This is a genomic window from Bosea sp. Tri-49, from assembly GCF_003952665.1.
Taxonomy (GTDB): Bacteria; Pseudomonadota; Alphaproteobacteria; order Rhizobiales; family Beijerinckiaceae; genus Allobosea.
In genome coordinates, this window is record NZ_CP017946.1 from 3,601,642 (window position 1) to 3,619,878 (window position 18,237).

The 18,237-nt window shown below is 66.6% G+C and carries 17 protein-coding genes; 14 read left to right on the top strand and 3 right to left on the bottom strand.

All coding sequences use genetic code 11. The features are described 5' to 3' along the window. Window positions 1–44: 44 nt before the first annotated feature. From BLM15_RS17545 to BLM15_RS17575, 7 genes are all read left to right on the top strand, one after another. Window positions 45–1,673, top strand: a complete 1,629-nt coding sequence (locus tag BLM15_RS17545; RefSeq protein ID WP_126113960.1) for an amidohydrolase — start codon at window positions 45–47, stop codon at window positions 1,671–1,673. Window positions 1,674–1,805: 132 nt separating this feature from the next. Further along, window positions 1,806–3,395 (top strand): ABC transporter substrate-binding protein, encoded by a 1,590-nt coding sequence (locus tag BLM15_RS17550; RefSeq protein ID WP_236846764.1) that lies wholly within the window; start codon window positions 1,806–1,808, stop codon window positions 3,393–3,395. Between the two features lie 89 nt (window positions 3,396–3,484). Next, window positions 3,485–4,420 carry an ABC transporter permease gene (locus tag BLM15_RS17555; protein WP_126113962.1) on the top strand — a complete coding sequence of 312 codons (936 nt, stop codon included), beginning with the start codon at window positions 3,485–3,487 and terminating at the stop codon, window positions 4,418–4,420. A 9-nt stretch (window positions 4,421–4,429) separates the two neighbouring features. Then, the gene (locus tag BLM15_RS17560) at window positions 4,430–5,251 is read left to right on the top strand and encodes an ABC transporter permease (RefSeq protein WP_126113963.1); all 822 of its coding nucleotides are present in this window, start codon (window positions 4,430–4,432) and stop codon (window positions 5,249–5,251) included. Between the two features lie 43 nt (window positions 5,252–5,294). Beyond that, complete coding sequence (locus BLM15_RS17565; protein ID WP_126113964.1) at window positions 5,295–6,257, top strand: succinylglutamate desuccinylase/aspartoacylase family protein; 963 nt, start codon at window positions 5,295–5,297, stop codon at window positions 6,255–6,257. Between the two features lie 75 nt (window positions 6,258–6,332). Further along, entirely contained in the window at window positions 6,333–6,782 is a 450-nt protein-coding gene (gene aroQ, locus BLM15_RS17570; protein WP_126113965.1) for a type II 3-dehydroquinate dehydratase, read from the top strand. A 7-nt stretch (window positions 6,783–6,789) separates the two neighbouring features. Next, window positions 6,790–7,824, top strand: coding sequence for a Gfo/Idh/MocA family protein (locus BLM15_RS17575; RefSeq protein ID WP_126113966.1), 1,035 nt, complete (start codon window positions 6,790–6,792; stop codon window positions 7,822–7,824). A 3-nt stretch (window positions 7,825–7,827) separates the two neighbouring features. On the opposite strand, the gene BLM15_RS17580 is transcribed toward BLM15_RS17575, so the two are convergent. Next, on the bottom strand, window positions 7,828–8,700 hold the full coding sequence (locus BLM15_RS17580; RefSeq protein ID WP_164547549.1) for a MurR/RpiR family transcriptional regulator: 873 nt from the start codon (window positions 8,698–8,700) through the stop codon (window positions 7,828–7,830). Between the two features lie 97 nt (window positions 8,701–8,797). Between BLM15_RS17580 and BLM15_RS17585 the strand changes: the two genes are divergently transcribed. From BLM15_RS17585 to BLM15_RS17615, 7 genes are all read left to right on the top strand, one after another. After that, the gene (locus BLM15_RS17585) at window positions 8,798–10,408 is read left to right on the top strand and encodes an ABC transporter substrate-binding protein (RefSeq protein ID WP_126113968.1); all 1,611 of its coding nucleotides are present in this window, start codon (window positions 8,798–8,800) and stop codon (window positions 10,406–10,408) included. Between the two features lie 30 nt (window positions 10,409–10,438). Continuing rightward, window positions 10,439–11,416, top strand: a complete 978-nt coding sequence (locus BLM15_RS17590; protein WP_126113969.1) for an ABC transporter permease — start codon at window positions 10,439–10,441, stop codon at window positions 11,414–11,416. Beyond that, window positions 11,413–12,318, top strand: a complete 906-nt coding sequence (locus BLM15_RS17595; protein ID WP_126113970.1) for an ABC transporter permease — start codon at window positions 11,413–11,415, stop codon at window positions 12,316–12,318. Before BLM15_RS17590 ends, BLM15_RS17595 begins: the two co-directional genes overlap by 4 nt. Further along, window positions 12,315–13,298, top strand: coding sequence for an ABC transporter ATP-binding protein (locus tag BLM15_RS17600; RefSeq protein ID WP_126113971.1), 984 nt, complete (start codon window positions 12,315–12,317; stop codon window positions 13,296–13,298). The genes BLM15_RS17595 and BLM15_RS17600 overlap by 4 nt, the downstream gene beginning before the upstream one ends. Then, a complete protein-coding gene (locus BLM15_RS17605) occupies window positions 13,295–14,302 on the top strand; it encodes an ABC transporter ATP-binding protein (protein ID WP_126113972.1) in 1,008 nt (335 codons plus the stop codon). The genes BLM15_RS17600 and BLM15_RS17605 overlap by 4 nt, the downstream gene beginning before the upstream one ends. Further along, a complete protein-coding gene (locus BLM15_RS17610) occupies window positions 14,299–15,171 on the top strand; it encodes an alpha/beta hydrolase family protein (protein WP_126113973.1) in 873 nt (290 codons plus the stop codon). Before BLM15_RS17605 ends, BLM15_RS17610 begins: the two co-directional genes overlap by 4 nt. 182 nt (window positions 15,172–15,353) lie before the next feature. Continuing rightward, window positions 15,354–16,115: an invasion associated locus B family protein gene (locus BLM15_RS17615; RefSeq protein WP_126113974.1), complete on the top strand. Its 762-nt coding sequence runs from the start codon at window positions 15,354–15,356 to the stop codon at window positions 16,113–16,115. Window positions 16,116–16,556: 441 nt separating this feature from the next. On the opposite strand, the gene BLM15_RS17620 is transcribed toward BLM15_RS17615, so the two are convergent. Both BLM15_RS17620 and BLM15_RS17625 read right to left on the bottom strand, forming a co-directional pair. Beyond that, window positions 16,557–17,486 (bottom strand): dihydrodipicolinate synthase family protein, encoded by a 930-nt coding sequence (locus BLM15_RS17620; RefSeq protein ID WP_126113975.1) that lies wholly within the window; start codon window positions 17,484–17,486, stop codon window positions 16,557–16,559. Between the two features lie 23 nt (window positions 17,487–17,509). Beyond that, entirely contained in the window at window positions 17,510–18,196 is a 687-nt protein-coding gene (locus BLM15_RS17625) for a fumarylacetoacetate hydrolase family protein (protein ID WP_126113976.1), read from the bottom strand. Window positions 18,197–18,237 lie beyond the last annotated feature (41 nt).

Sequence of the window (18,237 nt, forward strand, 5' to 3'; positions counted from 1 at the left end):
GCAGCGACAAGACTGGAGGATGCAGGGATGACGGAGACAAGGGCATGAGCGTCAAGGCCGATATCGTGCTGCGCGGCGGGCCTATCTGGTGCGGGCGCGAGGAGGGCGTGGTCGAGGCGCTGGCGCTCTGGGGCGACAAGGTGCTCGCCGCCGGCAAGGAGGCCGAACTCGCCGATCTCATCGGGCCCACGACCAAGGTCATCGACCTCGCTGGCCGGCTGGCGACACCGGGACTGAACGATTCCCATCTCCATCTGATCTCGGTCGGCCTGACTATGGACTGGGTCGATGCCCGCCCCGCCGCAGCGCCGACGCTGGAGGCGTTGCTCGGCCAGATCGCTGCCCGTGCGGCGCAGTTGAAACCCGGCGACTGGGTGCTGGCGCGCGGCTACGACCAGACCAAGCTCGACACCGGCCGGCACCCGTTCCGCGAGGAGCTCGACCGCGCCTCCCCGAACAATCCGGTCATGCTGGTCCGAACCTGCGGCCACATCTCGATCTGCAATTCGCTGGCTCTCAAGCTCGGCGGCATCGACGAGACCTCGCCGACCCCGCCCGGCGGGCTGATCGAGCAGCAGAACGGCAGGCTCACCGGGATGCTGGCGGAGAACGCCCGCGCCCCGGTCAAAGCCGCAATTCCAGCGCCGAACGAGGAGCAGTTGATTGCCGCGATCGAGCGCGGCGGGCAGTACCTGCTGTCGCTCGGGATCACCAGCTGCATGGATGCGGCGGTCGGGATGGTGACCGGCTTCAACGAGATCGCGGCCTATCACAAGGCCAAGCGCGACGGCCGCCTGCCGGTGCGTACCTGGCTCGCTCTGCTCGGAGACGAGGGCCGTTCGATCGTGCCGCAATGCCATGAAGCGGGGCTGATCTCCGGCACCGGCGACGAGATGCTGATGATCGGGGCGGTCAAGATCTTCTTGGACGGCTCGGCCGGCGGCCGCACCGCCTGGATGAGCGAGCCCTATCTCGGCGACGACAAGACCACCGGCGTGCAGATGCTCTCGAACGAGGAGCTGGAACGCCAGGTGCTCGACGCCCACGCCAAGGGCTACCAGCTCGCCTGCCACGCCATCGGCGACGCCGCGATCGAGCAGTTGATCACCGCCTATGAGAAGGCGCTGGTAGCCCATCCCGATCCCGACCGGCGCCACCGCATCGAGCATTGCGGCTTCTCGACGCCGCAGCAGCACGAGCGGATGGTCAAGGCCGGGATCTATCCTTGCCCGCAGCAGGTCTTCATCCACGATTTCGGCGACGCCTACGTCAAGGTGCTCGGCGAGGAGCGGGCACTGCCGAGCTACCCGTTCCGGACCTGGTTCGACCTTGGCCTGAAGCCGGCGACCGGCAGCGACGCGCCGGTCTGCGACCCGGATCCGTTCCCGAACTTCCACACCATGCTGACGCGCCAGACCTGGCGCGGCACGGTGATGGATGCCGGCCAGCGCGTCTCGATCGAGGAAGCGCTGCAGGCCTATACCGAATACGGCGCCTTCTCGCAGAAGCAGGAAGCTGTAAAGGGCAAGCTCGTTCCGGGCTTCCTCGCCGATGTCGCCGTGTTCTCGCAGGACCTGCTCTCGGCCGCGCCGGAAGATATCCTGAAGGACACGCGCTGCGACCTCACCATTCGCGGCGGCAAGGTCGTGTACGAGCGTTCGGGCGCTGCCTGAACGCGCTGCACAATGGAAACAAGAAGACAGGGCGTGAAAGCCCGCTAAAGTCTCAGATGGAACAAATACCGGCGCCGGCCAACGGCGCCGACCTCAAAAGAGTTCACCAATAAATTGGGAGGTTTCGACGTGTTGAAAAAGCTTGCCTTCACGACCGCGCTGACATTCGCGGCCTTCACCCTACAGGCGCAGGCCCAGGAGCCGCGCCGTGGCGGGACGATCCGCTTCACGGCCCCCTACGGCGCCTCCTTCGTCAGCAATGACAGCCATGTCTCGAACCAGATCCAGGACGAGATCTACGGCTATGCGCTGCACGGCATGCTGTACAAATGGGATGCCAAGAACGGCAAGCCAGTGCTCGACATCGCCGAGAGCGTCCAGGTCTCGGCCGACGGCAAGACCTATACCTACAAGCTGCGCGACAATGCGCTTTTCCACAACGGCCGCAAGCTGACGGCCGACGACGTCATCTGGTCCTACACCCGCATCATGGATGGTTCGAAGAACTATCCGGGCGCGCGCTATGTCGCCCGTATCGTCGGCGCGACCGACGTCCAGAAGGGCCAGGTCAAGGAAATCTCCGGCCTGAAGAAGATCGACGATTCCACCTTCTCGATGACGCTGACCGACAAGGCCGATCCCGGCTACTTCCTGTTCCAGGCGCAGACCGCGATCCTGCCCGCCAAGGAGGCGCAAGCCGCCGGCTTCTTCGACAAGCCGATCGGCCTTGGGCCCTTCAAGTTCGTCGAGCACGTGCCGGGATCGCGCATGGCCTTCGAGCGCTGGGACAAATACTATCTGGCCGGCAAGCCCTATGCCGACAAGCTCGTGATCTCGCCGATGGGCGAAGCGGCGGCGCGCGACGTCGCCTTCCGCAACAAGGAGGTCGACGTCTCGATCCTGGGCTCGACCCAGTACGTCGCCTACAAGGCCGACCCCAACCTCTCGAAGGGCATCCTCGAGGTCGCCGAGGTCTTCACCCGCAACATGGGCATGAACCCGACCTTCAAGCCCTTCTCCGACAAGCGGGTGCGCCAGGCGATCAACCACGCCATCGACAGCGAGCTGATCATCAAGCGCCTCGTCCGCGACAAGGCCTACCGCGCCGCGAGCTGGCTGCCGCTGTCCTCGCCGGCCTTCGACAAGGACGCCAAGTCCTACGCCTTCGATCCGGACAAGGCCAAGAAGCTCCTGGTCGAGGCCGGCTATCCCGATGGCTTCGAGTTCGAATGGACCGCAACGCCGAACGAGAGCTGGGGCGTTCCGATCGTCGAGGCCACGATCCCGATGCTCGCCAAGGTCGGCATCAAGGTGAAGGTCAAGCCGGTCGAGACCTCGGCGCTCGGTGGCGTCGTCGTGGGCGGCGATTTCCAGGCCTATATCTGGTCGAACACCTCGGGCCCGGACTCGCTGACGGCGCTGAAGTGCTTCCATTCCTCGACGCCGCGCTCGTCCTGCAACTACACCACCTTCAAGAACCCGGCCTATGACAAGCTGATCGACGACGCCTCGAACGAGGCCGATCCGGCCAAGCAGCTCGACCTCCTGAAGAAGGCCAACGCCTTCCTGCAGGAAGAAGCACCCGTCTGGTTCTTCAACTACAACAAGGCAGTGCTGGCCTATCAGCCCTGGCTGCATGGCCTCCAGCCAAACTCGACCGAGCTAGCGCTGCAGCGCTATGAGGAGCTCTGGGTCGACACCACCTCGCCTGCGGCGAAGTAAACCCATCCCAGGCCCCCGCCGTCACAGCCGGCGGGGGCCTGCCCGCCTCCGCCCGCCGGCCACGCCCCGGCGCTCAGGAGCCTATCGTCATGTTGCCTTATGTCTTTCGCCGGCTGCTGCAGGCCGTTCCGATCCTGCTCGCGGTCGCCGCGTTGATCTTCGTGCTGTTCAGCGTCATTCCGGGGAACTTCGCCACTAGCCAGATGGCCGACGGGCGCAGCAATATCGACGCCGCGACGATCGAGCGGATGAACCAGCAGTTCGGCCTCAATGATCCGCTGCCGCTGCGCTTCGCAAAATATGTCGGGGGCCTCGCAACCTTCGATCTCGGCGATTCCTTCCGCACCCGCCAGCCGGTGACCAAACTGATCGGCGAGCGGCTCTGGCCGAGCCTGCAACTCGCGCTCGCCGCCATGCTCTTCGCCATCGTCATCGGCGTGCCGCTCGGTTTTCTGGCGGCGCTGAAGCCGGGGGGCTGGCTTGACATGTTCTCGATGGTCTTCGCCGTGTCCGGCCTGTCGCTGCCGATGTTCTGGCTCGGCCTGCTCCTGATGTATGCCTTCGCGCTGACGCTGAACTGGTTCCCGAGCTTCGGCTATGGCGATGGTGATCCGCGCTACATCGTGCTGCCAGCGATCGCGCTCGGCGTCTCGCCATTGGCCCTCCTGGCCCGCACCTCCCGCGCAGCCGTGCTCGAGATCCTGCACGCCGACTTCGTCCGCACCGCCCGTGCCAAGGGCGCGAGCGCCTACCGGGTGATGCGCTGGCACGTCGCCCGCAACGCGCTCGTCATCGTCCTGACCACGCTCGGCCTGCAGTTCGGCTCGGTGCTCGGCCAGGCGGTGGTGGTCGAAAAGCTCTTTGCCTGGCCGGGACTCGGCTCGCTGCTGGTCGACAGCGTCACCTGGCGCGACATCCCGGCGGTGCAGGGCTGCATCCTGACGATCGTGCTCTTCTTCCTCGTCGTGAACATCGCCGTCGACGTGCTCTGCGCCGTCGTCGATCCGCGCATCAAGTACAGCTAGGCCGCCCTGATGAAGTTCCGTGCCAACCTCTGGATCGGCGCCACCTGCTTTGCGCTCGTCGTCGCAGGCGGCGTCTTCGCGCCCTGGCTCGCCCATACCGACCCGGTCATGGACGCCAACCTGATGAACGCCGAGGTCCCACCGGGCTCCGAGTTCTGGTTCGGCACCGATGCGCAGGGCCGCGACATCTACAGCCGCGTGCTCCATGGCGCACGTATCTCGCTGACGGTCGGCATCGTCTCGCAATTGATCAACACGCTGATCGGCGTCGCGCTCGGCCTTTCCGCCGGCTACTGGGGCGGCTGGTGGGACGACTTCGTCAACGGCCTCACCAACATGATGCTCGCCATCCCCTCGCTGATCTTCGCGCTGGCGATCATGGCGATCCTGCAGCCGGGCCTGACCAGCCTGCTGATCGCGCTTGGCCTGACCAACTGGTCCTTCACCTGCCGGCTGACGCGGGCGGCGACGCTCTCGGTCAAATCGCTTGGCTATGTCGAGGCCGCCCGCTCGCTGGGATACGGCACCTTCCGGATCATGTTCACGCAGATCCTGCCGAACATCGCCGGCCCGATCATCGTGATCGGCACGCTCGGCATGGGCGGCGCGGTGTTGGCCGAGGCCTCGCTCTCCTTCCTCGGCCTCGGCATCCGCCCGCCCTTCCCGAGCTGGGGCTCGATGCTGTCGGACGCGCGCGACCAGATCTCGACCGCGCCGTGGATCTCGATCTTCCCGGGCCTTGCCATCTTCCTGACGGTGCTCGGCCTCAACCTGCTCGGCGACGGCCTGCGCGACATCCTCGATCCGCACTCGCAGACGCGAAAGGCCTGAGCGGCGCTCGCCTGACTTTTCCATCCGACGAAAGACCACGCCTTTGACCACTACCGACCTCGACGACGGCCCGCTCGAAGCCGTCCGCTTCATCGGGCTGAAGCCCGGCCCGAAACTGATCGTGACGGGCGCCGTGCACGGCAACGAGCCCTGCGGGCCGACTGCGATCAGGCGCGCCATCGAGGATTGCCGCAGCGGCCGCATCAAGATCCTGCGCGGCGAGGTCACCTTCCTGCCCGTGACTAATCCAAAAGCCTTCCGCCAGAAGACACGCGAGGGCGACCGCAACTTCAACCGCGACCTGCGCGAGCGCCCGCTCGCCGGCGATTACGAGGACCGGATCGGCAACCCGATCTGCGCGCTGCTGCGCCAGCACGATGCCCTGCTCGACATCCATTCCTTCCGGCAGGAGGGCGAACCTTTCGTCTTCTTCGGACCCAGCAATAACCGCGGCGAGCTCGAACCTTTCGCCCGGGCGCAGGAGGAGATGGCGCTCGCCTCCTGCCTCGGCGTCTCAACCGCGATCCATGGCTGGCTCGACAACTATGCCCGGCTGCTCGACATCCGTTCGCGCCTGCCGGTGCCCAAGCTCAATGTCACCGAGGGCTATGGCACGACCGAATTCATGCGCTTTAGCGGCGGCTATGCGGTGACGCTGGAATGCGGCACGCATGACGATCCCAAGGCCGCCGATATCGGCTATGCCGCGATCCGCAACACGCTGGCGCAGTTGCAACTGGTCGACGCTGCCCTCTCGCCCGCAGCGCTCAGCGACGTGATTGAGATGGTCGAGGTCCTGCTCTGCGAGGCGGAAGGCGACCGCGCCGAGACCGGCTGGCGCACGGGGGACGCGGTCAAGGCCGGCGCCACCCTCGCCCATCGCGCCGACGGCACCAGGGTGACGGCATCGCGCGACGGCTACATCATCTTCCCGAATACCGCGCCCAAGCTCGGCGAGGCGATCTACCATTTCGGCATCGCCAGCAGCCGACGCATCGGCGGCTGAGCTTCGGCCCCGGAACTCGATCTTGCGCCGCGGCTCGATAGCGGCAACATGCCGCCGCGATCCTAGGAGCTTTCCATGTCCCGCCTCGTCTACGTCCTCAACGGCCCGAACCTGAACCTGCTCGGCAAGCGCCAGCCGCATATCTACGGCTCGGAAACCCTGGCGGATGTCGAGGATGCCTGCCGGGCGCTGAGCAAGGAGCTCGACCTCGATATCCGCTTCCACCAGTCGAACCGCGAATACGAGATTATCGACTGGATCCATGAGGCGCGCGAGACCGCGGCCGGCATCGTCATCAATCCCGGCGCGTTCACCCACACCTCGGTCGCGATCCTCGACGCGCTCAATGCCTTCGACGGCACGGTGATCGAGTGCCATATCTCGAACGTACACAAGCGCGAGAGCTTCCGGCACCATTCCTACATGTCGCTGCGCGCCGACGGCGTCATCGCCGGCTTCGGCACGCAGGGCTATCTGCTCTCGCTGCGCCGTGTCGCTAAGCTCGCCGACGAGAAGAAGGCCTGAACCGCTCATGACTCCGGTCAAATTGGCCGTTATCGGCGCCGGGCTGATCGGCCGGCGCCATGCCGAGCATGTCGCGGCCGAGTCGCGCGCCGTTCTTTCGGCGGTGGTCGACCCGACACCGGCGGGCCGCGCGGTCGCGGCGGCGCTGAGCGCGCCCTGGTTCCCGTCCTTCGCCGAGATGTTGGCGGCGGAACGGCCCGATGGTGTGATCATCGCAACGCCGAACCAGCTCCATGTCCGCAATGGGCTGGAGGCGGTGGAGGCGGGAATCCCGGCCATCGTCGAGAAGCCGCTGGCGGACGACCTCGCCGAGGGCGAGCGCCTGGTCGCAGCGGCCGAGCAGGCTGGCGTGCCGCTGCTCACCGGCCATCACCGGCGCTACAACCCGATGATCCGCAAGGCCAAGGAGGTCGTAGACTCCGGCCGGCTCGGCCGGGTGCTGGCGCTGAGCGGGCATTTCTGGCTGATGAAGCCGGACAATTACTTCGAGGCCGACTGGCGGCGCGAGAAGGGCGCAGGGCCGATCCTGCTCAACCTGATCCACGATGTCGACCTGTTCCGCTACCTCTGCGGCGAGATCGTCTCGGTCCAGGCACATTCATCGAACGCCGTGCGCGGCCATGCAGTCGAGGAGACGGCTGCGATCCTGCTGCGCTTCGCCAATGGCGTGCTCGGCACGGTCACTGTCTCCGACTCGATTGTCGCGCCGTGGAGTTGGGAGATGACGACCGGCGAGAACCCGGTCTACCCGCAGCAGGACCAGTCCTGCTACCAGATCGGCGGCACGCATGGCTCGCTCACCATCCCACAGCTCGAAATCTGGTCCAATCCTGGCAAGCGCAGCTGGTGGGAGCCCTTGGTGCGCGAGCGGGTCCATGTCGCTCCCGAAGACCCGCTCCGGGTCCAGGTCCGGCATTTCTGCGACGTCATCCGCAAGGGCGTGACGCCGATCGCCTCAGGTCGCGAGGGCTTGGACACACTGAAGGTGATCGCCGCCGTGCAGCGCTCGGCCGAGACCGGCGCGATGGTCGAGCTCGGCTGATAGCTAGTAATGGAAGGTCCAGAGCAGACTTTCGCTCAGACCCTTCAGCGCTTCGACCGCATCGGGACGCTCGCGCGCCAGCGTGGTGATCAAAGCGTCGGCCACGGCGAAGGCGGCGGTCGGCGAGTTCGGCAGGAAGCTGTTGCGGGCCGGGGCGAACAGCGTCATGTCGGCCAGCGGCACCAGCGGCGATGACGGCCCGTCGGTCAGGGCGATCAGGACGGTGCCGCGCTTCTTGGCGAACCTAGCGAGCTCCAGCGTGGCGCGTGAATAGCGCGGCAGCGAGATCGCGATGACGACGTCCTCTGGCCCGGCCGAGAGCATGTGACGCACGGCGCGTTCCGGCCCGCCGCGCGAGGAGGCGAAGACCACCTCGGCATCGAGATAGAGCGCCAGCCCATCCTCCAGGAAGGCCCCGACATAATGGCTGGCGCCGGAGCCGACGATGAAGATGCGGCGCGCCTTCAACAGCAGGGCGATGGCGCGGTTGACCGTCTCCTCCTCCAGCGTCGCGATCGCCTCGTCGAGATTGGCGGCCTCGCCCTTCAACGTCGTCGCCATGGTGGCGAAGACGGAGCCGGCCGCGGCGCGGGCGCCGGCAAGGCCCTCGACCGGTCCCATCGCGACCTTCAGTGCCGTCGAGAGCGCGGCGCGGAAGTCGCCGTAGTTGCGATAGCCCAGCGCCCGGACGAAGCGGGTCACGGTCGCGGTCGAGGTGCCGCTTTTCTCGGCCAGTCCCTCGATCGTGACAGTCGCCGAGTCGAGCGGGCTCTGCAGCACGAAGTCGGCCGCCTTGCGATGGCCCTCACTCAGCGAAGGGTAGATCCGGGCGATGCGGTTGGCGAGGTCCGTCGTCGGCTTCAGGGCGCGTGACATGGCTCTCCCGGTGATTGACGTCGGATCATTTTCATGTTTGCTACCGCGTGAAAATAAAGCTGTCAAAACCATCAGCTACGGGAACGGAGACGGACCGATGCGTCAGCGCGCATTCATCACCATTCTGCTCGGCGCCAGCATGCTCAGCGCGCCGGCCTGGGCGCAGTCCCTGCGTATCGCGCTCGCATCTGAGCCGACCGCGGTCGACCCGCATTATCACGACCTCACCCCGAACAACGCACTCGCCCAGCACATCTTCGACAATCTCGTGCGCCAGGACGAGAAGCAGGCGCTGCAGCCCGGCCTTGCCACCTCCTGGGAGAATGACGGCAAGAACCGCTGGACCTTCAAGCTGCGCCAGGGCGTCAAGTTCACCAACGGCCAGCCCTTCGGCGCTCAGGACGTGGTCTTCACCTTCTGCCGCACGCTGAAGAACGAGACTAAGGTCTCCGATTCCTTCGCCGACATCACCGGCAACTTCGCCAAGGTCGAGACGCCAGACGCCAGCACGCTCGTGATCGAGACCAAGGAGCCGGAGCCGCTGCTGCCGAACCTGCTCTCGGGCCTGCCGATCCTCTCCGCCTCGATCGTCCAGCATGGCGAGATCAAATACGACATCGCCAGTAATTGCGGCGTCACTGGGCCCTGGCCGGCGGTCAACAATTTCAACGACGGCACGATGGCGATCGGCACCGGGCCGTACAAGCTGAAGTCCTATGTGCGGGGCTCGGCGATCGAACTCGAGCGCAATCCGGACCATTGGGGCGGCCACCAGCCCTGGGGAACCGTGCGCCTCCTGCCGGTGACCAATGCCGGCCCGCGCCTCGCCGGCCTGCTCGCCGGCGATTACGACGTGATCGAGAACCCGGCGGCGCGCGATCTCGGCCGTATCAAGAGCGACAAGCGCTTCGGCTCGGTCATCACGCCCTCGACCCGCGTGATCTATTTCCAGCTCGACGTCGCACGCGACGAGAGCCCCTTCGTCAAGGCCTCGGACGGCAAGAACCCGCTCAAGGATGCGCGCGTGCGCAAGGCGATGTCGCTCGCCATCGACCGCGAGGCCATCGTCAAGCGCATCATGGATAGCGCGGCCGAGCCGGCCTACCAGTACTTGCCGACCGGCATGTTCGGCACATTGGCGAACCCGCCCAAGCTCGCCTACGACCCTGCCGCAGCGAAGAAGCTGCTGGCCGAGGCCGGTTATCCCAACGGCTTCCAGCTGACGCTGTCCTCGACCAATGACCGCTACATCAACGACAGCCAGATCACCCAGGCGGTCGCGCAATACCTGACCCAGATCGGCATCAAGGCCGAGGTCGACGCGATGACGCGGGCGATCTACTTCCCGCGCCGCGCCAAGAAGGAATTCAGCGTCGCGATCGGCGGCTGGGGCTCGGCGACCGGCGAGGCCGCCTCCTTCCTGCGCCAGTGGCCGCCGACCCCGAACGAGGCCAAGACGCTCGGCGGCTCGAACTATGGCGGCTACAAGAATGATGAGTTCGACAAGGTCATCCGCGCCGCGGTCTCGACGCTCGACGACAAGAAGCGCGCCGAACTGCTGCAGCAGGCGATGACGCTCGTTCTCGCCGACGGCGCCTTCATCCCTCTGCACTTCGAAAGCGGCATCTGGGCCCACAAGGCCGAGCTCCAGGTCGTCGGCCGCGCCGACCAGTTCATGCTCGCCATGTCGGTGAAGCCGGCAAAGTAAGCCGGCGATCGCCCTTTCGACGTTCGGTGCATGACCGCCTATGTCCTGCAGCGGCTGATCCAGAGCGTGCTCGTGCTGCTCGCGGTCTCGGTCGTGGTCTTCTTCGCCGTCTACGGCATCGGCGATCCCGTAGAGCTGCTGGTCTCGCCCTCGGTCAGTGAGGCCGAGCGCCAGGCGCTGATCCGGCGACTCGGGCTCGACCTGCCGGTCTGGCAGCAGTACCTGACCTTCATGGCCAATGCCCTGAAGGGCGATCTCGGTCGCTCCTTCGTACACGGCGTGCCGGCGCTTCAGCTGATCCTCGCGCGCTTGCCGGCGACATTCGAGCTCGTGCTGCTGGCGATGACGCTGGCGCTCGCCGTCGGCATCCCGCTCGGGCTGATGGTGGGCTTGAATCCGGACAGCCGGCGCGCCCGCATCGTCATGGCCGGAACCGTGCTCGGCTTCTCGCTGCCGAGTTTCTGGAAGGGCATGATGCTGATCCTGCTCTTCGCCGTGCTGCTCGGCTGGCTGCCGACCGCAGGGCGTGGCGAGACGGTCTCGATCCTGGGTCTCCAGACCAGCCTGCTGACGCTGGACGGGCTGCATCACATCGCCCTGCCCGCACTCAACCTCGCGATCCCGAACCTTGCGCTGATCGTGCGCCTGGTCGCCGCCGGCACCACCGAGACGATGACGCAGGACTATGTGAAATACGCCAGCGCCAAGGGCGTGCGGCCCCGGCGCATCGTCAACCGGCATGTGCTGCGCAACATCCTGATCCCGGTCGTCACCGTGGTCGGCGTCGAATTCGGCAGCCTCGTCGCCTTCTCGACCATCACCGAGACCGTCTTCGCCTGGCCGGGCATGGGCAAGCTGCTGATCGACTCGGTCTACCAGCTCGACCGGCCGGTGGTCGTCGCCTATGTCCTGCTGGCGACGCTGCTCTTCGTCACCGTCAACTTCCTGGTCGACGTGCTCTACGCCGCGCTCGACCCGCGGGTGAAGCTCGCCGGAGAGCAAGCATGAGTCACGCTCCCGGCCTCGCCGGCCCCATGCAGGCCGATACGCCCTTGCGCGAGAAGGTGCTGCGCCGCCTGCGCAACCGGCCGACGACGCGCGGCGCCGCAATCCTGCTCGGCATCATGGTACTGCTCGCCTTGCTGGCGCCGGTGATCGCGCCGCAGAACCCGCACGATCTCGGCTCACTCAGCGTGATGGACAACCGGCTGGCCCCCGGCGAGCAGGGCATGACCGGCTTCACCTTCTGGCTCGGCAGCGACGCGCAGGGGCGCGACATGCTGAGCGCCATTCTTTACGGCCTGCGCACCAGCCTGCTCGTCGGCCTGGCGTCGACGATCGGCGCGCTCTCGATCGGCATCCTCGCCGGGCTCGCGGCGGCACAGTTTGGCGGCGTGATCGACGCCGTGATCATGCGCATCGTCGACTTCATGCTCGGCTTCCCTTCGATCCTAGTCGCACTCGTCCTGCTCGCCTCGATCGGCCGCGGCGTCGACAAGGTCATCCTCGCCATCGTGCTGGTGCAGTGGGCGCAATATGCCCGGCTGATGCGGGCCGCGGCGCTGGTCGAGCGGCGCAAGGAATATATCGAGGCGGCCGTGAATTTCGGCCTGCCGACCCGCCACATCATGCTGGCACATCTCCTGCCAAACTCGGTCGGCGCCGTGCTTGTCGTTGCCAGCATCAGCATCGCCTCGGCGATCACGCTGGAGGCGACGCTGTCCTTCCTCGGCGTCGGCGTGCCGGTAACGCAGCCTTCGCTCGGCCTGCTCATCGCCAACGGCTTCGAATTCCTGCTCTCCGGCGAATACTGGATCGCCGTCTTCCCCGGCATCGCGCTCGTGCTCCTGATCATGTCGCTCAACCTCGTCGGCGATCGCCTGCGCCGCAGCTTCAACGTCCGCGCATGAGCGGAGCCCCTCTCCTTTCCGTGCGCGGCCTCAAGACCGTGTTCCATGCGCAGGATGGCGCCTGGCCGGCGGTGGATGGCGTCGATTTCAGCGTCGCCAAGGGCGAGGTGCTCGGCCTCGTCGGCGAATCCGGCTCGGGCAAGTCGGTGACCGGCTTCTCGCTGGTGCAACTCATCGACCCGCCGGGCGAGGTCGTCGCAGGCGAGGTGCTGTTCGACGGTAACGATCTGCGCGCCGCCTCGCAGGAGCGCTTGCGCCAACTGCGCGGCGACCGGATCGCGATGATCTTCCAGGATCCGCTGATGACGCTGAACCCGGTGCTCAGCATCGGCGAGCAGATGAGCGAGGCGATCCTCGAGCATCGCGACTGCAGTCGCAACGAGGCGCTCGCCAAGTCGGCGAAGGCACTGGCGCGGGTCGGCATCTCCTCGCCGGAGACGCGCCTGAAACAGTTCCCGCACGAATTCTCCGGCGGCATGCGCCAGCGCGTCGCGATCGCGACCGCGCTCCTGAACGATCCCGACCTGATCATCGCCGACGAGCCGACCACGGCGCTCGACGTCACCATCCAGGCGCAGATCCTCTACGAGGTGCAGAAGCTCTCGCGCGAGACCGGCGCCGCGGTGATCTGGATCACGCATGACCTCGCCGTGGTCGCCGAGCTCGCCGACCGGGTCGCGGTGATGTATGCCGGCCGCATCGTCGAGATCGGCGAGGTCGAGACCGTGCTCGACCGGCCGCGCCACCCCTATACGCTCGGCCTGCTCAACTCCTCGGCGACGATGGTCGAGCCCGGCGAGCGCCTGCACCAGATCGACGGCATGGCGCCCCGTATCGACTCGCGCCCCTCCGGCTGCCCGTTCCGGCCGCGCTGTGAGCGGGCGCTGCCGGTCTGTGCGGATAGCGATCCGCAGCCGCAGGCCTACGACGGCCGCACCTTGCGCTGCCACAACCCCGTGCCCGACCGGGTGGCGGCATGAGCGAGACCTTGTTCGAGCTGCGCGGCGTCCGCAAATACTTTCGCGGCAAGGCCAATATCGCCGAGCGCATCCTGACCGCGATCGGCCGGCACGCGCCGCCCTCGACCCTGAAGGCCGTCGATGGCGTCGATCTCAGCGTCAAGAAGGGCGAGGTGCTTGGCCTCGTCGGCGAATCGGGCTGTGGGAAGTCGACGCTGGCGCGCATCGCCACCGGCATCCTGCCGCCGACCGAGGGCGAGGTGTTCTACAAGGGCCGCTCGGCGGCTGGCCTCAAGGGCAAGGACCGGCTCGATTATCTGCTCAAGGTGCAGATGATCTTCCAGGACCCCTACGCCTCGCTCGACCCGCGCATGCGGGTGAGCCGCATCGTCGGCGAGGCGCTTGCGGTCCATAAGCTCGTGCCGAAGGCCGAGCTCGACGGCGCGGTCGACCAGGCGCTGAGCGAGGTCGGACTCGATCTTGCCTATCGCGAGCGCTACCCGCATCAGTTCTCCGGCGGCCAGCGCCAGCGCATCGGCATCGCCCGGGCGCTCGCGGTGAAGCCCGATTTCCTGGTCTGCGACGAGCCGGTCTCGGCGCTCGACGTCTCGATCCAGGCGCAGGTGATCAACCTGTTCATGGATATCCGAGCGCGACACGGGCTGACCTATCTCTTCGTCAGCCACGATCTCGGCCTCGTCCGCCATATCAGCGACCGCGTCGCGATCATGTATCTCGGCCGCATCGTCGAGATCGGCAGCGCCACCGCGATCTTCGCCGAACCGGCACACCCCTATAGCGCCGCGCTGATCAAGGCGATCCCTTCGGCCGGGCGGCGCAAGAGCGCCTTCCAGCCTCTCAAGGGCGAACTGCCGTCGCCGCTGGCCCCGCCCCCCGGCTGCCCCTTCCACCCGCGCTGCGAGCACGCCATGGCGGTCTGCCGCGAGGTCCGCCCGGAGCTCACGGAAATCGCCCCCGGCCGCAGCGCCGCCTGCCACCTGCACACGATAGCGAAAGCCGCATGACCACGCTCGTTCTCGATCCGCCGCAGGGCCGCAGCGCCCTGCCCTTCGTCGACGCGCGCCATCCGCAGCGCCCGCTCGAAGTCAACTTCTACCGGCCAGCCAGGCATGGTCCGGACGACGAGGTCGTCTTCGTCCAGCACGGCATGCTGCGCAATGGCGATGACTATCGCGATTTCTGGATCGAAGCCGCCGAAAAGCACAACCTGCTGATCGTCGCCCCGACCTTCGGCAACGAGCACTACCCCAAGGCCGAAGGCTACAATAACGGCCTCCTCGTAGGCGAGGATGGCGCGATCGCTCCGCAGGATGACTGGCTCTACGCCGTGCCGGCCCGCGTGCTGGCGGCGCTGCGCAAGGCCGGCGTCACCAGGCGCGACAAGGTCAAGCTGTTCGGCCATTCCGCCGGCGGCCAGTTCGTGCATCGCCTGCTGGCGACGCAGGCTGAGACGCCCTACGAGGCGGCCTTCGCCGCCAATTCCGGCTGGTACACGCTGCCGACGCTGGAGCGACGTTTTCCGGAAGGGCTCGACGGACTTGGCCTCGGCGAAGCGGAGCTGGCGCGCTGGCTGGCCTGGCCGATGGTGATCTTCGCCGGCGACCAGGACATCGTCACCAGCGATCCGAACCTGCCGGCGCAAGCCGAAGCGCTGGCGCAGGGGCCGATGCGCTATGCGCGCGCGCATTTCATGCTCGACTTCGCCAAGGCGGAAGCGGCGCGGCGCGGCCTGCCCTGCAGCTGGTCGCTGATCACCGTGCCCGGCATCGGCCATGACGGCGCGGCGATGTCACGGGCTGCAGCAGCCTGGTGGTACGAGGGCCGCATCCCGTCGGTGGAGGTGTTGAGGACCGAAGCGGCTTACGTGGCCTGAAGCATCAGGCCGAGGATCGCCCTATATTTGGAATTACTATAGTATAAAACTAACGCCGAACGATGCGTGCCAGGCTCTTGGCAAGCACACTCCGGTGGACACTTTCTGACTTTTTGATAGAAGCTGAAGCATCGGCTTGCCCAAACTGGCCTATGCTTCAGCTTCTATCGAAATTCGATATCATGACCCAATCCAGCACGCCTCTCTCCGCCGCGCTCCTCGCCGGCGGCCTCGCCCTCGCCTTGCTGACCTCTCCCGCGCTCGCGCAGCGCGAGCCGCCCGCGACCGAACAGGCCGAGGAAGCCGAACCGCAAGTGGAACCGGCGCCGCGCGCACCGGCCACTCGCCCTGCCCCTGCGACGCGCCCAGCACCTGCGGCCCGCCCGGCAACGGCGAATCCGCCCACCCGGCCAGCGAATCCGGCTCGCCCTGCCACAGCACAGGCGCCGGCTGCAGCGCCGACCGTGAGCCAGCCGGCGGCCCAGGCCGCGCGGCTGCCGAACGGCGCCTCGGCGGTGAGCGAGGTTTATGGCGACTGGACGGTCGATTGCCGCATCAATGACGGCCAGAAGCTCTGCGTGCTGACCCAATCGCAAGGTGACAGCCGCACCAATCAGCGCGTCTTTGCGATCGAACTGCGCGCGCCGAAGGATGGCCGCGCCGAGGGGACGATCCTGATGCCGTTCTGGCTCAAGCTCGAAAACGGCGCGGTGCTCAAACTCGACGACAGGGACCTCGGCCAGGGCCTGCGCTTCTCGACCTGCTCACCCTCAGGCTGCCTGTTGCCGGTCTCCTTCCCAACCGTCGCGACCGACGCAATGAAGGGCGGCAAGACACTGACTGCGGCCGCGCTCAACCTCTCGAACAACGACGTCGTTTCGTTCAACATCGCGCTGAACGGTTTTGGCCCGGCGCTCGACCGGCTGGTGCAGCTGGCGAACTGATAAAGAAGCCGCCGCTGCGCATGGCGCTGCGGCGGCTTCGACGTATGAGCAAGTTAAAGCCCGACGCGGCTATCGCCCCGAGCCGTTGGTGCAATTCATGAACGCCATGTGGGCGGCCGTGCCGTGCCTGGCCGTCCGCCAGGCTTTGCGACCGGGGCGAGCAGGATCGTCGATGACCCGCCCGCCATTGCTGAGCGCGCAATTGCAGGAACGCTGATCCCTCATGCCGCGGCATTCCGGATGGGCGCCGCCTTGCGCCGATGCAGGTCCCGACGAACCAAGAGCGATCAGCGCGGCACCGCCGAGCAGAAGAGCAAGACGCATATTCAATCCCCCAAGCCGCAGCTCAGGGTTGCATGGCTCGGGGGCCGCGTCCATGGCCTTCGAGAACCGCGCTCTGAACCCGCGGCCCGCGCAATCTAATCGGCCCGCTGCTGCTACTCAGAGCTTCGCGCGCGGATCGTGCTTCGCCAGGCGGCCGAGCAGATAGTCCACCTCAGCCTTGGCGGCGGCGGTGAGGCCCGGGCCGGGCTTGCGCTGTGCGTCGCTCGCCAGGATGCCGCGCTTCATCATGACGTATTTGCGCACGGCGAGGCCGACGCCCTGCTGCTGCTCGTAGCGCAACAGCGGCAGATGCGCGTCGAAGATGTCGTGGGCATCGTCGCGGCGGCCGGCTTTGCTGGCCCTGACCACGTCGATCAGCAGCTCCGGGAAAGCGTAGCCGGTATTGGCGCCGTCGGCGCCGCGCTCCATCTCGAAATCGAGGAAGAGCCCGCCATTGCCGGTCAGGATGGCGACACGCCGTAGCGAGCCCTCCGCCTCGAACTTGCGTAGCGTCGAGATCTTCTCAAGGCCCGGCCAGTCCTCATGCTTCAGCATCACGCAAGACGGGTTGTCCTGGATGATCTTGCGGATCACCGCCGGGGTCATCACCACCGAGAGCGTCAGCGGATAATCCTGGATGACGAAGGGGATGTCGGCGCCGATCGCCTCGACCGCCTGGGCGTAATAGCCGGTGATCTGGTCGTCGGTGCGCAGGTTGGTCGGCGGGGCGATCATCACGCCGCCGGCGCCCAATTCCATCACCTGCCGCGCCAGCGAGCGCATCGCCGCGAAGCCCGGTGCCGAGACGCCGACGATGATCGGCTTGCCGCCCATCTTCGCAACGGCACGCTTGACCAGGCCGAGCGATTCCTCCGGCTCGAGCTTGGGCGCCTCGCCCATGATACCAAGCACGGTGACACCATCAGAGCCGATGCCGTGATAGAACTCGAACAGCCGGTCGGCCGAGGTCCAGTCGACACTGCCGTCCGGATTGAACGGCGTCGGAGCGATCGGGAAGACGCCGGAGGCTTCGGTGGTCAGACGCATGGTATTCTCCTTAGACCAGCCGGTCAGACGATCCTGGTGCGGACAGTGCCGACACCCGCGATCGTGCCTTCCAGCAGATCGCCCTTGACGACGGCGGCGACGCCTTCCGGCGTTCCGGTCATGATCAGATCGCCCGGCGCCAGCGTGACGAAGCCGGAGAGGTACGAGATCGTCTCCGGCACGTTCCAGATCATCTTCGCGAGGTCGGAGCTCTGGCGAATGGTGCCGTTGACCTTGAGCTCGATCAGCCCCTTGTCGGGATGGCCGGCCTCGGCAGCCGGAACGATCTCGCCGATCGGAGCCGAGGAATCGAAGCCCTTGCCCATGTCCCAGGGCTTGCCGGCCTTCTTGGCGGCGCCCTGCAGATCGCGGCGGGTCATGTCGAAGCCGGCGGCATAGCCGAAGACATGAGAGAGCGCGTCGGCCTCGGCGATATCCTTGCCGCCCTTCCCGATCGCGATGATCAACTCCATCTCATGATGGAGATCGGCGGTTTTCGGCGGATAGGGCATGTCGGCGCCGCCGGTCAGCACGGCGTCGGACGGCTTGGTGAAGAAGAACGGCTCCTCGCGATCGGGATCGCCGCCCATCTCGCGGGTGTGCTCGGCGTAGTTGCGGCCGACGCAGAAGATACGGCGCACCGGGAAGAGCCCGCCGCCGGCCACCGGAATGGCGACGACCTTCGGCTGATCGATGACATAGCTGGACATGAGGCGCCCCGTTCGAGAAATGCGGGAGCGTTCATGCGGGA

Coding starts and splice junctions, on each gene's coding strand:
- BLM15_RS17545 (WP_126113960.1), top strand. CDS start 45: ATGAGCGTCAAGGCCGATATCGTGCTGCGCGGCGGGCCTATCTGGTGC.
- BLM15_RS17555 (WP_126113962.1), top strand. CDS start 3,485: ATGTTGCCTTATGTCTTTCGCCGGCTGCTGCAGGCCGTTCCGATCCTG.
- BLM15_RS17560 (WP_126113963.1), top strand. CDS start 4,430: ATGAAGTTCCGTGCCAACCTCTGGATCGGCGCCACCTGCTTTGCGCTC.
- aroQ (WP_126113965.1), top strand. CDS start 6,333: ATGTCCCGCCTCGTCTACGTCCTCAACGGCCCGAACCTGAACCTGCTC.
- BLM15_RS17575 (WP_126113966.1), top strand. CDS start 6,790: ATGACTCCGGTCAAATTGGCCGTTATCGGCGCCGGGCTGATCGGCCGG.
- BLM15_RS17580 (WP_164547549.1), bottom strand. CDS start 8,700: ATGTCACGCGCCCTGAAGCCGACGACGGACCTCGCCAACCGCATCGCC.
- BLM15_RS17585 (WP_126113968.1), top strand. CDS start 8,798: ATGCGTCAGCGCGCATTCATCACCATTCTGCTCGGCGCCAGCATGCTC.
- BLM15_RS17590 (WP_126113969.1), top strand. CDS start 10,439: ATGACCGCCTATGTCCTGCAGCGGCTGATCCAGAGCGTGCTCGTGCTG.
- BLM15_RS17595 (WP_126113970.1), top strand. CDS start 11,413: ATGAGTCACGCTCCCGGCCTCGCCGGCCCCATGCAGGCCGATACGCCC.
- BLM15_RS17600 (WP_126113971.1), top strand. CDS start 12,315: ATGAGCGGAGCCCCTCTCCTTTCCGTGCGCGGCCTCAAGACCGTGTTC.
- BLM15_RS17605 (WP_126113972.1), top strand. CDS start 13,295: ATGAGCGAGACCTTGTTCGAGCTGCGCGGCGTCCGCAAATACTTTCGC.
- BLM15_RS17610 (WP_126113973.1), top strand. CDS start 14,299: ATGACCACGCTCGTTCTCGATCCGCCGCAGGGCCGCAGCGCCCTGCCC.
- BLM15_RS17615 (WP_126113974.1), top strand. CDS start 15,354: ATGACCCAATCCAGCACGCCTCTCTCCGCCGCGCTCCTCGCCGGCGGC.
- BLM15_RS17620 (WP_126113975.1), bottom strand. CDS start 17,486: ATGCGTCTGACCACCGAAGCCTCCGGCGTCTTCCCGATCGCTCCGACG.
- BLM15_RS17625 (WP_126113976.1), bottom strand. CDS start 18,196: ATGTCCAGCTATGTCATCGATCAGCCGAAGGTCGTCGCCATTCCGGTG.